We start from the raw sequence: 12,709 nt of genomic DNA on the forward strand, positions 1-12,709 counted from the left end.
ACCTTGCAGCGCAGCTCGTTGCCGTTCACGCGCAGCGCATTGTTCGCGCGGTCGCCCACGTCGGCATGCGTTTCACTGGTGGCCTTGACGTAGGTGCCGATGCCGCCGTTCCAGAGCAGGTCTACCGGCGCCTTCAGGATCGCCGAAAGCAGGTCGGTCGGCGCCATGTGCGTGGCGTCGCTACGAATGCCGAGGACAGCCTTGATTTCCGGCGACACCGGCACCGACTTGGCGCTGCGCGGATACACGCCGCCACCTGCCGAGATCAGCGACTTGTCGTAGTCGTCCCACGAGGAACGCGGCAGCGCGAACATACGCTGGCGCTCGACGAAGGACTTCGCCGCGTCCGGATTCGGGTCGAGGAAGATGTGGCGGTGATCGAACGCGGCGAACAGGCGGATCTTCTCCGACAACAGCATGCCGTTGCCGAACACATCGCCCGACATGTCACCCACGCCGACCACGGTGAAGTCTTCGGTCTGGCAATCGCGGCCCAGCGCGCGGAAGTGGCGCTTGACCGACTCCCAGGCACCCTTGGCCGTAATGCCCATGCCTTTGTGGTCGTAGCCGTTCGAACCGCCGGAGGCGAAGGCGTCGTCGAGCCAGAAACCGTGCTCGGTCGAGATCGCGTTGGCGATATCGGAGAACGTGGCCGTGCCTTTGTCCGCGGCGACCACCAGGTAGGGGTCGTCGTTGTCGTGGCGAATCACGTCGTGCGGCGGAACCACCTTGCCCTCGACCAGGTTGTCGGTGATGTCGAGCAGGCCGTTGATGAACATGCGGTAGCAGGCGATACCCTCGGCCAGCTGCGCATCGCGATCGCCACCCACGGGCGGACGCTTCACGAAGAAGCCACCCTTCGAGCCGACCGGCACGATGACCGTGTTCTTCACCATCTGCGCCTTGACCAGGCCAAGGACTTCCGTACGGAAATCCTCGCGGCGATCGGACCAGCGCAGGCCACCCCGTGCGACCGAGCCGAAGCGCAGGTGGATGCCTTCCACGCGCGGTGCATAGACGAAGATTTCGCGGAACGGCACCGGCTTGGCCAGCTCGGGCACCTGGTGCGAATCGAACTTGAAGCTCAGGTACGGACGGTACGCGCCGTCCCACAGCTGGAAGAAGTTCGTGCGCAGGGTAGCGTGGATCAGCGAGATGAAGCTGCGCAGGATGCGGTCTTCGTCGAGGCTGGAAACGTTATCCAGCAGCGCGTTGAGGGCTTCTTCGACCGCCGTGGCCTGCTCGGCGCGCGGACGGCCGAGCGACGAAACGAGATTGCCGATCAGGCCCGGCTGCGTGGCCAGCGTTTCCGGTCCGATGAGCGCATGCATCTCGTGCGAAAGCAGACTTTCCGCGCGCTCGCGCTCGGCGGGGTCGAGGCTTTCGCGGCGTGGGTCGAAGCGTGCGTTGAACAACTCGACGATCAGGCCAGCGATAGCCGGGTAGTGATTGAGTGCATCTTCCATGTACGCCTGCGAGAAGGCGACGCCGGTCTGCAGCAGGTACTTGGTGTAGCTGCGCAGGATAGCCACCTGGCGCCAGCCGAGCTTGGCACCGAGGACAAGACGGTTGAAGCCGTCATTCTCGGCATTGCCGCGCCAGATCTGCTCGAAGGCATCCTCGAAGATCGAGCCAACCTGCTCGACATCGAAGGCGAGACGGTCGACCGGCTGCACTTCGAAGTCCTGGATGAACAGCGCGCTGTCGGCGAGCTTCAGTTCATACATGTGCTCGGTAAGCACGCGCAGGCCGAGGTTTTCCAGTTGCGGCAGCACTTCGGAAAGCGCGATATCGGACCCGGACCGGTAGACCTTGAAACGCAGTTCTTCCGGACGGTTCAGCGGATGGTAGAACGACATGCTGATCGCGTCGGGGCCATCCAGGCCAGCCAGCGCCCGCACATCGGCGGCCGCCACGTGTGGCGCCACTTCGTCCACGTATCCGGCAGGCAACGCCTTGCCGTAGCGATTGGCCAGGATGATGCCCTGCTGTTCGCCGGCGGTTTCGATCAGGCGGTCGCGCAGCTCGTCGTTCCAGTTGCGCGCGATCGAGGCGATCTGCGCCTCCATGGAGGCCGCGTCGTAGACCGGGTGGTCGCCGATACGGGGACGAACCACCACGTGCAGGCGAACCAGAGCCGCCTCACCCATCAACACCGCGGAATCCACATGCTCGCCATGGAAGGCTTCACGCAGGACGCCTTCCACGCGCTCGCGCACGGCCGTATTAAAGCGGTCGCGCGGAATGAACACCAGGCAGGAGAAGAAACGACCGTAACTGTCGCGGCGGATGAACAGGCGCGTGCGCGTGCGCTGGGCGAGCTCGAGCAGGCCGATGGCCAGGGCGTAGAGTTCGTCGGTGCTGCACTGGAAGAGCTCGTCGCGCGGCAGGGTGTCGAGGATATGGCGCAGCGCCTTGCCCGAATGCGAGTCCTGCTTCAGGCCGGAGCGAGTCATCACCGCTTCGCACTTGTCGCGCACCAGCGGCACGTGCTGCGGGTGCGCCATATAGGCATTGGACGAGAACAGGCCGAGGAAGCGCTGCTCCGCGACCGGGCGGCCCTTTTCGTCGAACTTGAGGACGCCGATGTAGTCCATGTAGCCCGCGCGGTGGATCGGCGAGCGCGCATTGGTCTTGGTCAGGATGATCGCATCGGTGGAACCCGAGCGCGGCAGCTCGCTGGCGACCAGGGTGCGCAGCGAGCGCGGTGCGAGCGAACGCTCCGCCGCGCGCAGGATGCCCAGGCCCGAGCCCTCGACCGTCCTCAGGACGTCATCACCCTCGCCGTGGGCCACTTCGTATTCGCGGTAACCCATGAAGGTGAAGTGGTTGTCGGCGACCCAGCGCAGGAATTCCGTGGCTTCGCGCACTTCGTCCGCCGTGTACGGCAGGGAGCGCTTACCGAGGTCGTCGGCCACCTCGTTCATTTTGGCGCGCATCGCACGCCAGTCGTCCACCGTCTCGCGTACGTCAGAAAGGGCAGTTTCGAGGTTGGCCTTGACCGTATCCAGCTCGGTGTCATCGAGGCGGTCGATCTCGAAACGCATGATCGACTCGCTGCTTTCACCCGAGCCGATGGCTTCAAGCAGACCGGCAGCGGAGCGGACCACCGGCACGACCGGGTGGATGATGACCTGAATGTCCGCATGCGCGGCGGCCACCATGGAAACGGTGTCGACCAGGAAGGGCATGTCGTCGGTGACGACCTCGATCACCGCGCGGCTGCCGGAAACGCCGGGATTATAGACGCGGACCTTGGCCTTGCCCGCCTGGCGCTCGCGCGCGAAGGTGAGCAGATCGGCGATCAGGGCAGCCCAGCGATCCGGCGCGTGCAGCGCGTAATCGGTCGGCGCGATGCGCTCGAAAAAAGCTTCGATAAAAAAGCGCGCCTCGTTGAGGCGCTCTGCGGGGTAGCCGATCTTCTTCAGTTCATCGAAAACAACGGCGTGGAACTGGCCGTCTGCTGCGGCGCGAATCGCATTCATGGGCGGATATCGATGTGGGGAGAGAGAGGAAAACCGTCAAAGCATAGCTCTCACCCATGGCATGTAGCCACACCATCGCGTACTCGTCGTTGGCGCTTTTTCAGTGCGCCGCGACATATTGCACAACCTCCCACGAGGCGAAGCGTGCATGTTCCCCACCCGCGCCGGAGTGCAACGCAACAATTCGCACGCGAATGTTGTTCATGACCGTTGACGGTGGTCCGAGGGAGATTCTAAACTGGACGGTATAGTCCAGCAGGTATACGAAATGACGAACCTGGATCCCCGGCCGACTTCCGATCGTCAGCAACGGGTGCTCCAGGCGGCTTGTGCGTTATTCCTGCGTGACGGTTACCGCGTCAGCATGGGCGCCGTGGCACGCGAGGCGGGCGTGTCCAAGCAAACTGTGTATGCGCACTTCGAAAATAAGGACACCCTGTTCCACGCTGCCGTCGAACAACTTGTCTTACCCCTGCACGCCACCCTCACCCCGGAAAGTCGCGGCCTGAGCAACACGCTCATCGCGCTGGCCAGGGCGCACCAGACCTACGTGACAGACCAGGTACACGTGGCGCTGGGCCGGATGCTCATCGCGGAAGCCCCGCGGTTCCCGGCCGCGGCGCGAACGTTTTTCCGGACCGCGATCGATACCGTCGCGACCCGGCTGGCCGGTTGCATGGCTGAAGCGATGGACCATGGAACGATGCGCCGCGAGGACCCCGAGGTCGCCGCGGAACTGTTCCTTTCCATGCTTCACGGGCTCGAAGGGGATCGCCGCCTCTTCGGCATCCATGCGAGGGGACAAAAGGCACAGGACGACTGGGCGCGACACGCGGTAACTGTATTTATGCATGCGTACGACATCCTCCCGGATGCCACGGCGCTTACGACAAAGAAACCTGGAATAGGAACGGAGTTCTCATGAATCCCCTGCCCCTGCGCACCCCCCTGCTAGCCCTCGGCCTCGCCGCCGCGCTTGCCGCCTGCCACAAGCAGGAAGCACCACCGGCGCCGCCCCCGGCCCCGGTCGGCATCATCAGCGCCCAGCCGCAGACCGTTCCCCTGATCCAGGATCAGGTCGGACGCATCTCGGCCCTGCGGACTGCCGACGTACGCGCCCGCGTACCCGGCATCCTGCTGAAGCGACTCTATGTCGAAGGCACGGATGTGAAGGCCGGCCAGAAGCTGTTCCAGATCGACCCGCAGCCGCTTACGGCCGAACTGAACTCGCAGCTCGCCCTGCTGGCCTCGGCGAAAGCGACGGCGGCCAACAACAAGGCCACCGCTGACCGCAACCGCGGCCTTATCGGCAAGAACTACGTGTCCCGGCAGGATCTGGACACCGCCGAGGCCGCCCAGCGCACCGCCGATGCTGCGGTGAAGCAGGCGGAAGCCAACGTCCAGGCAGCCCGGATCAACCTCGGCTTCACCGACGTGGTCTCGCCGATCGACGGCCGCGCCGGGCAGCAGCAGGTCACCGAGGGCGCCCTCGTGGGCCAGGGTGACACCACCCTGCTGACCCAGGTCGACCAGATCGACCAGCTCTACGTGAACTTCAGCATGTCGGTCACCGACCTCGACACCATGCGTCGCGCTGCCGCCTCGGGAGACGCCACGCTGTCGCCGACCGACAAGTCCACGGTGAGCATCCAGCTACCGGACGGCTCGGACTACAGCGAGAAGGGCATGCTCGACTTCTCCTCGGCCACGGTGAACCCACAGACCGGCACGGTGAACCTGCGCGCCCAGCTCGCCAATCCCGATGTACGCCTGCTCCCGGGCCAGTTCGTGACGGTCAAGGCCAACCTGGGCAACCTGCATAACGTCTACCTGGTTCCCCAGGCGGCCGTGCTGCGCGATCCGGGCAGCGCCTATGTGCTGGTCGTCGGCGAGGCGAAGGCAAAGGATCCGCAGACGGGCGAAGAGAAGACCATCCCGTCGGCCGCCGTGCGCCGCACGATCGTCGCCGACCGCATCAGTGGCGGGAACTGGGTCGTGACCGGTGGCCTCAAGCCGGGCGACAAGATCATCGTCGACGGCCTCGCCAAGGCGAAGGAAAACGCGCCGGTGAACCCGTCCCCGGCCAAGGCCACGCAGGACGCCGGTGCTCCCGGCGCCCCCGCTCCGGCAAAGGCAGCCTCGTCGGCCGCCCCCGCCGGTAAGCAGTAAGGGAGTTACCCATGCCGACTTTCTTCATCGACCGCCCCATCTTCGCGTGGGTCGTGGCGATCCTGATCAGCCTTTGCGGCACGATCTCCCTGCTCAACATGGGTATCGAGTCGTACCCGAACATCGCCCCGCCACAGGTCGTCGTCACCGCGACCTACCCGGGTGCGAGTGCGGATACGACCGAAAAGACCGTGACGCAGGTGATCGAGCAGCAGCTGACCGGTATCGATCACCTGCTCTACTTCAGCTCCGCCTCCAGCTCCAGCGGCACGGCGACCGTCACGCTGACGTTCGAGACCGGTACGGATCCGGACATCGCCCAGGTCCAGGTGCAGAACAAGGTGTCGCTCGCGACGCCTCGCCTGCCCGCGGAAGTGACCCAGCAGGGCGTCGTGGTGGCCAAGTCCAACCCCGACTTCCTGATGTTCGTCGCGCTGACCTCGAACAATCCGGCGATCGACGGTAACCGACTGACCGACATCGTCTCCTCGCAGGTGCTCGACCAGATCGCCCGTATCCCGGGCGTGGGCAGCACGCGCCAGCTGGGTGCCGAATACGGCATGCGCGTCTGGCTCAACCCGGACAAGCTGCGTGGCTACGGCCTGTCGGCCACGAACCTGCGTGACGCGCTCAGCACGCAGAACGTGCAGTTCGCCGCCGGCTCCATCGGTACCGATCCGGCCACCAACGGCCAGGGCTTCAGTGCCACGGTGTCCGCGGAAGGCCGCTTCACCTCGCCGGAAGAGTTCTCCAACATCATCCTGCGCGCGAACAACGACGGCACCGTGGTCCGCCTCAAGGACGTCGCACGCGTCGAGCTCGGGCCGCAGACCTACGGCTTCAATGCCCAGTGGAACGGCACGCCCACCGGCTCGTTCGGTGTGCAGCTGCTGCCCGGCGCGAACGCGCTGGACGTCGCCAACGCCGTCCGCGCCAAGATGACGGACCTCGCCAAGAGCTTCCCGGACGGCGTCACCTGGTTCGCCCCGTACGACACGACGCAGTTCGTGACAATCTCGATCACGGAAGTGGTGCATACCCTGGTCGAGGCGATCATCCTCGTCTTCCTGGTGATGCTGCTGTTCCTGCAGAACTTCCGCGCCACGATCATCCCGACCCTGGTCATCCCGGTGGCCCTGCTCGGCACCTTCCTGGGTCTGTCGCCGCTCGGCTTCACCATCAACCAGCTCACCCTGTTCGGCATGGTGCTGGCCATCGGTATCGTGGTCGATGACGCGATCGTGGTGATCGAGAACGTCGAACGCATCATGTCGGAAGAAGGGCTGTCGCCCCCGGCAGCCACGCGTAAGGCGATGGGCCAGATCACCGGTGCCATCGTGGCGATCACCGTGGTGCTCGCGGCGGTGTTCGTGCCCTCGGCCCTGCAGCCGGGCGCGTCGGGCATCATCTACAAGCAGTTCGCGCTGACGATCGCGGTGTCGATGGGCTTCTCGGCCTTCCTCGCCCTCTCGTTCACGCCGGCGCTTTGCGCGACGATCCTCAAGCCGACGCACGGCGAGCGGAAGAACGTTGTCTACCGCAAGTTCAACCAGGTCTTCGACAAGGTCCAGCACACCTACTCCGGCCATATCAGCGGCGCGATTCGTCACGCCCCGCGCTGGATGATCGTGTTCGTCCTGATCGCCGTACTCTGCGGCTTCCTGTTCGCCAGGCTGCCGACCAGCTTCGTCCCCGACGAAGACCAGGGTTACGCGCTGGCCATCGTGCAGTTGCCGCCGGGTTCGAGCATCGCTCGTACCGAGCATGTGATGAGCAGCGTGAAAGGTATCGTTCTCAAGGATCCGTCCATCGAGGGCGTGTTCGCGATCTCCGGCTTCAGCTTCGTGGGTACCGGTGAAAACGTCGGTATGGCCTTCATCAAGTTGAAGGACTGGGACACCCGTGACTACACGGCCACCCAGATCATCCAGCAGTTGAACGGCAAGATGCAGGGCGTGCGCGATGCCACGATCTTCGTGGTCAACCTGCCCACGATCCGCGGCCTGTCGCAGTTCGGCGGTATCGACATGTACCTGCAGGCACGTGCCGGCCAGTCGCGCGCGGAACTGACCCAGGCCCGCAATGCCCTGCTCGGCGCGGCCGCGCAGAACAAGGCCCTGGTAGGCATCCGTCCGAACACGCTGGAAGATGCACCGCTGCTGCAGTTGAACGTGGACCGCACCCAGGCTCAGACCATGGGTCTGAACGTCAGCGATATCTATACCGCGATCCAGCTCACGCTGGCCCCGGTGTACATCAACGACTTCCAGTACGGCGGTCGCGTGAAGCGCGTGATGCTGCAGGCGGATGCGCCGTACCGCATGGGTACGGATGCCTTCGCACACATCTTCACGCCCAGCACCCTGGCGTCCTCCACCTCGACATCGGCCACGACGGGCTCCTCCGTTGCCAGCGCGTCCACCACTACAGACAGCTCGATGATCCCGCTGTCCACCGTGGTGCATTCGAACTGGACGATGGCCGCACCGACGCTCAACCGCTACAACGGTTACTCGGCCGTGGAAATCGTCGGTAACGAGGCCCCCGGGTTCTCCACCGGCCAGGCGATGGGTGTCGTCGAAGGCATCGTGAACGACAAGCTGCCGAAGGGCTTCGGTTATGACTGGACAGGCCAGTCGTACCAGGAAATCCTCTCCGGCAACTCGTCGACGATGCTGCTGGCGCTGTCGATCGTGATCGTGTTCCTCTGCCTTGCCGCGCTGTACGAGAGCTGGTCCATCCCGGTCGCCGTCCTGCTGGTGGTGCCGCTCGGCATCCTCGGTACGGTCGTCGCCTCGATGCTGCGTGGCCTGCCGAACGATATCTACTTCAAGATCGGCATGATCACGGTCATCGGCCTGGCAGCGAAGAACGCCATCCTGATCGTCGAGTTCGCGGTGGAGAAGCAGCAGGAAGGCAAGACCCTGCGCGACGGTGTGGTCGAGGCAGCCCGCCTGCGACTGCGCCCCATCCTGATGACCTCGCTGGCCTTCATCCTCGGCGTGTTCCCCCTGGTGATCTCCACGGGTGCAGGTGCGAACTCCCGCCACTCGATCGGCACGGGCGTCATCGGCGGCATGCTCTTCGCCACCTTCCTCGGCCTGCTGCTGATTCCGGTGTTCTACGTCAGCGTTCGCCGCATGCTGGGCGACAAGCTCGACGAGGTCTCGCACACGATGCCGCACGTCGGTCATGATGACGACAACGATCCGCACGGTGGTGGTGGCAACGGTCCGCACGATGGTGGTCCGACCAACCTCGAGCCGCACGCACCGAACGTCGGTGATGTGAGGGCCTTCGATTCGGACTCGCATCGCGGAACGGATCGAACGTAACAAGCGACATCGATAACGAAGAAGCCCGGCGAAAGCCGGGCTTTTTTTTGCTCGTTTTTTTGCTTGTTGTAGGAGCCGATTCATCGGCGATGCTCTCCGCCCCGGCCCCTCACAACTCAAAAGAAGCCACCTACCCTCCCCGCCTCTTCCGCCCGACATAACGCAAAAACGACTGAATCGACCCTCGGTGATCCGGACACACGGACATCACCATGGAAGAAAATTCAGAATCCTTCTATTCCCACCCACCCACTGAACGTAGTTCCATGTTCGTCCGGGGCCAGCGATGGCCCTGAACTTCGAATGGCATGCCGCGAAAGCCCGCTCGAACATATCGAAACACGGCGTCTCCTTTGACAACGCCTGCCTCGCCTTCTCCGATCCTTACTACCGCCAGATCCCACGTCGCGACGGCGGCGACGAAGAACGGTCTCGTATTGTCGCCCTCGCCGCCGACAGATTGCTCTTCATCGTGTACACATGGCGCGGCCGGACCATTCGTCTTATCTCAGCCCGAGAGGCAACCCGCAATGAATCACTTGGATACTGGAAAAATCGTCACTTTCACGCTGGATCCTGATGCTCAGCCTACAGCCGAGCAAATCGCGGAACTCAATGCGCTTGTAGGCCGTCCCATCGATTTCAGCGACAGCCCTGAAACCCCTCCGGACGCCCTTTGGCTCAGCACAGGGCCTGGCAACTTGCTAGGACGCCTCATGGCTGAAGCCCGAGAGCGCGAGCTTGCCGGCGGTCCCTTCGACAGCATTGAACGCTTGCTACCAGAAATGATCGCAAGAGTCGCCGCCATGGAGGATAACTTTCTCGACTTAAGCGACATGCCGGAGATGGCGCCGTACGCCGTCGCGCTGATAACCGGCAACGGTCCCAGTCTCGAAGCGCTCATGCCGGAAGCCCGCAAACTCTCAGTCGCTGCCGCCTAATCCATAAAAAAACCCCGGCGATACCGGGGTTTTCGTGTGCTTAGCCAGAGGTAGCTAGACGCGCCTCAGCGCAACCCCGTCTCCGCACGCGCAATCACCAGACGCTGGATCTCGCTCGTACCCTCGTAGATCTCCGTGATCTTCGCATCGCGGAAGTAACGCTCCAGCGGCATTTCCTTCGAGTAACCCATGCCGCCGTGAATCTGCACGGCCTGATGGGTAATCCACATGGCGGCTTCCGACGCGACCAGCTTGGCCATCGAAGCCTCGGTGCCGAAACGCCCGCCGGTCTTCTCGACCTGAGCCTTGGTCCATGCCGCACGCAGGGTCAGCAAGAGCGCCGAATCCAGCTTGCACTTCATGTCGGCGATCTTCGACTGGGTCATCTGGAACGTACCGATCGGGTGGCCGAAGGCCTTGCGATCGCGCGACCAGACCAGGGTGGCTTCGTACGCGGCGCGGGCGATACCGATGGCCTGCGAGGCAATACCGATACGGCCGGCGTCGAGCACGCCCATGGCGATACCGAAACCCTTGCCTTCGGCGCCGAGCATGTCGTCGGCCGGGCACACGTAGTCGTGGAACTCGATTTCGCAGGTGGCCGAGGCGCGGATGCCGAGCTTCGGCTCGGTCTTGCCGGCCATGAAGCCCGGGCGCTTGGTGTCGATGATGAAGGCCGACACCCCACGGGCACCCATCCCCGGCGTCGTCACGGCGAACAGGACGATGTAGCGGGCCACCGGGCCGGAGGTGATCCAGCTCTTCTTGCCGTTGATCACCCAGTCACCCTCGGCGTTTTTCACGGCGCGGGTGTGCATGTTCGACGCATCGGAGCCCGATTGCGGCTCGGTGAGCGCGTAGGCGCCGATGGCTTCGCCCGAAGCGATGGCGCGCACGTACTTCTGCTTCTGCTCTTCGGTGCCGTTCTTCAGGATGCCGTTGCAGAACAACGAGTTGTTCACCGACATGATGGTCGAGGTGGCGGCATCGGCCGCGGCGATCTCGACCATGGCCAGCACGTAGGCCACCGGATCCATGCCTGCGCCGCCGTACTCTTCAGGCACTTCGATGCCCATCAGGCCCAGCTGACCCATTTCCTGGATGTTCTCCAGCGGGAATTCACCCTTCGCGTCGTGTTCGGCGGCGACAGGGACGATGCGCTTCTGGGCGAAGTCGCGCGCGATGGACTGGATCGACAGTTGGTCGTCGGTAAAACGGAAATCCATGAGCATTCCTCGGGCCGGCCCTGACGGTCGGCAAGTCTTGGGGTAGAGACAAGCCGCCCATTCTAACGGCCGTTCGAGCCATTGCCTCCATGCACTGCAACATCGGCCTTGACGCTGGCGCGGCGCGGCCCCATCCTTATGTATCTCTCTATCGCGATAAAAGGATTCGGCATGGATTTGTCGACGGCCTCCACCGTGCTTCGCCTGCTGGCCGACCCCACGCGGGTCCGCTTGCTCGCCCTGCTGGATCGCGAGGAGTTGACTGTGGCCGAACTGGCCTCCGTGCTGCACCTGGCCCAGCCACGCGTGTCCACCCACCTGGCCAAGCTCAAGGAAGCCGAGCTGGTACGCGACCGCCGGGCCGGCGTGTCCGCCTATTATCGGGCCAACGCGGAGGCCGATCCTACCCTGGCCGCCCTCGTCGCCTCCCTGCGCGACACCCTGAGCGACGCCCTGCTCCGCGAGGATGCAGAGCGCCTTCCAGCCGTCCTCGCCCAGCGGGCGCGCACCGAAGGCTGGGCCGATACCGTCGCGGGCGACATGGAGCGCCACTACTCACCCGGCCGCACCTGGGAAACCCTCGCCCGCTCCCTGCTCCAGCTGCTCGCCACCGGCGACGTACTGGACATCGCTTCCGGCGATGGCGTCACCGCGGAGCTGCTCGCGCCGCACGCCCATTCCATCGTCTGCGTCGACAGTTCGGAGCGCGTGGTGGATGCCGCCCGCTTGCGCCTGGCCAGCTTCACCAATGTGGACGTGCGTACGGGCGACATGCACGCTCTCGACCTGGAAGACAATCGTTTCGATCTTGTCCTGCTGCTCCACGCCCTTACTTATGCGGAGCGGCCCGAGGCCGTCTTTGCCGAGGTGACGCGCGTCCTCAAGCCGGGCGGACGACTTCTCGTGTCGACCCTGGGCGAGCACGAGCACCGCGCCGTGATCGAGCCGTTCGACCATCGCAACCTCGGCTTCACCTGCGAGGGCCTGGTCGCCATGGCGACGGCGGCTGGCCTCGACGTGGTCAGCTGCGAACGCCTCAGCCGCGAGCGCCGCGCGCCGCATTTCGAAGTGATCAGCCTGCTCGCACGCAAGCCCTGACCGGAGACCGCCGATGAGCACCCTACCCTGGCTCCACCCCGACCGCGTCGCCCTTATCGAGAAGGCTCTGTCCGAACGGATCATGATTCTGGACGGCGGCATGGGCACCATGTTGCAAGGCCACCAGCTGGATGAATCCGGCTACCGTGGCGAGCGCTTTTCCGGTGGCCTCGACAGCCGCCACGAACACAGCCACGACCACCCCGGCGAGTGCGACCTCAAAGGCAACAACGATCTCCTGTTGCTGACCCAGCCGGAGATCATCCGCGGCGTGCACATGGCCTATCTCGAAGCCGGCGCGGACTTCGTCGAAACCAATACCTTCAACGCCACGCGCGTGAGCCAGGCCGACTACCACCTCGAGCACCTGGTCCCTGAGCTCAACCGCGAGGGCGCCCGCATCGCGCGCGAAGCCTGCGATGCCATGACCGCGCTGACGCCGGACCGGCCGCGCT

Annotated in this window: 9 protein-coding genes; 7 read left to right on the forward strand and 2 right to left on the reverse strand. The window is 64.3% G+C overall.

Annotation, left to right across the window (positions count from 1 at the left end):
* Positions 1-3,485, reverse strand: a 3,485-nt coding sequence (locus tag AC1DT2_RS07560) for an NAD-glutamate dehydrogenase (protein WP_477295590.1), incomplete at its 3' end; no start/stop codon positions are given.
* 268 nt (positions 3,486-3,753) lie between these two features.
* On the opposite strand from AC1DT2_RS07560, the gene AC1DT2_RS07565 reads away from it, so the two are divergent.
* The 5 genes from AC1DT2_RS07565 to AC1DT2_RS07585 all read left to right on the forward strand — a co-directional run bounded on the left by AC1DT2_RS07565 (position 3,754) and on the right by AC1DT2_RS07585 (position 9,930).
* Positions 3,754-4,410, forward strand: a complete 657-nt coding sequence (locus AC1DT2_RS07565) for a TetR/AcrR family transcriptional regulator (protein ID WP_477295592.1) — start codon at positions 3,754-3,756, stop codon at positions 4,408-4,410.
* A complete protein-coding gene (locus AC1DT2_RS07570; protein WP_477295594.1) occupies positions 4,407-5,654 on the forward strand; it encodes an efflux RND transporter periplasmic adaptor subunit in 1,248 nt (415 codons plus the stop codon). Before AC1DT2_RS07565 ends, AC1DT2_RS07570 begins: the two co-directional genes overlap by 4 nt.
* A gap of 11 nt (positions 5,655-5,665) precedes the next feature.
* The gene (locus AC1DT2_RS07575; RefSeq protein WP_477295596.1) at positions 5,666-8,989 is read left to right on the forward strand and encodes a multidrug efflux RND transporter permease subunit; all 3,324 of its coding nucleotides are present in this window, start codon (positions 5,666-5,668) and stop codon (positions 8,987-8,989) included.
* A gap of 286 nt (positions 8,990-9,275) precedes the next feature.
* Entirely contained in the window at positions 9,276-9,569 is a 294-nt protein-coding gene (locus AC1DT2_RS07580; RefSeq protein WP_477295598.1) for a BrnT family toxin, read from the forward strand.
* Positions 9,520-9,930 carry a hypothetical protein gene (locus AC1DT2_RS07585; protein WP_477295600.1) on the forward strand — a complete coding sequence of 137 codons (411 nt, stop codon included), beginning with the start codon at positions 9,520-9,522 and terminating at the stop codon, positions 9,928-9,930. Before AC1DT2_RS07580 ends, AC1DT2_RS07585 begins: the two co-directional genes overlap by 50 nt.
* 65 nt (positions 9,931-9,995) lie before the next feature.
* Here the strand turns inward: AC1DT2_RS07585 and AC1DT2_RS07590 are convergent, their stop codons facing one another.
* Positions 9,996-11,162: an acyl-CoA dehydrogenase family protein gene (locus tag AC1DT2_RS07590; RefSeq protein ID WP_331709626.1), complete on the reverse strand. Its 1,167-nt coding sequence runs from the start codon at positions 11,160-11,162 to the stop codon at positions 9,996-9,998.
* Positions 11,163-11,327: 165 nt separating this feature from the next.
* On the opposite strand from AC1DT2_RS07590, the gene AC1DT2_RS07595 reads away from it, so the two are divergent.
* Positions 11,328-12,254 (forward strand): ArsR/SmtB family transcription factor, encoded by a 927-nt coding sequence (locus AC1DT2_RS07595; RefSeq protein ID WP_477295602.1) that lies wholly within the window; start codon positions 11,328-11,330, stop codon positions 12,252-12,254.
* A gap of 13 nt (positions 12,255-12,267) precedes the next feature.
* Positions 12,268-12,709: homocysteine S-methyltransferase family protein (locus tag AC1DT2_RS07600; RefSeq protein ID WP_477295604.1), on the forward strand; the 442-nt coding region annotated here is incomplete at its 3' end.

Source organism: Luteibacter sp. P4_E6 (assembly GCF_056401535.1).

What these genes read in the sequence shown, in the direction of transcription:
- AC1DT2_RS07565 (WP_477295592.1), top strand. Translation starts at nt 3,754, where the DNA reads ATGACGAACCTGGATCCCCGGCCGACTTCCGATCGTCAGCAACGGGTG.
- AC1DT2_RS07570 (WP_477295594.1), top strand. Translation starts at nt 4,407, where the DNA reads ATGAATCCCCTGCCCCTGCGCACCCCCCTGCTAGCCCTCGGCCTCGCC.
- AC1DT2_RS07575 (WP_477295596.1), top strand. Translation starts at nt 5,666, where the DNA reads ATGCCGACTTTCTTCATCGACCGCCCCATCTTCGCGTGGGTCGTGGCG.
- AC1DT2_RS07580 (WP_477295598.1), top strand. Translation starts at nt 9,276, where the DNA reads ATGGCCCTGAACTTCGAATGGCATGCCGCGAAAGCCCGCTCGAACATA.
- AC1DT2_RS07585 (WP_477295600.1), top strand. Translation starts at nt 9,520, where the DNA reads ATGAATCACTTGGATACTGGAAAAATCGTCACTTTCACGCTGGATCCT.
- AC1DT2_RS07590 (WP_331709626.1), bottom strand. Translation starts at nt 11,162, where the DNA reads ATGCTCATGGATTTCCGTTTTACCGACGACCAACTGTCGATCCAGTCC.
- AC1DT2_RS07595 (WP_477295602.1), top strand. Translation starts at nt 11,328, where the DNA reads ATGGATTTGTCGACGGCCTCCACCGTGCTTCGCCTGCTGGCCGACCCC.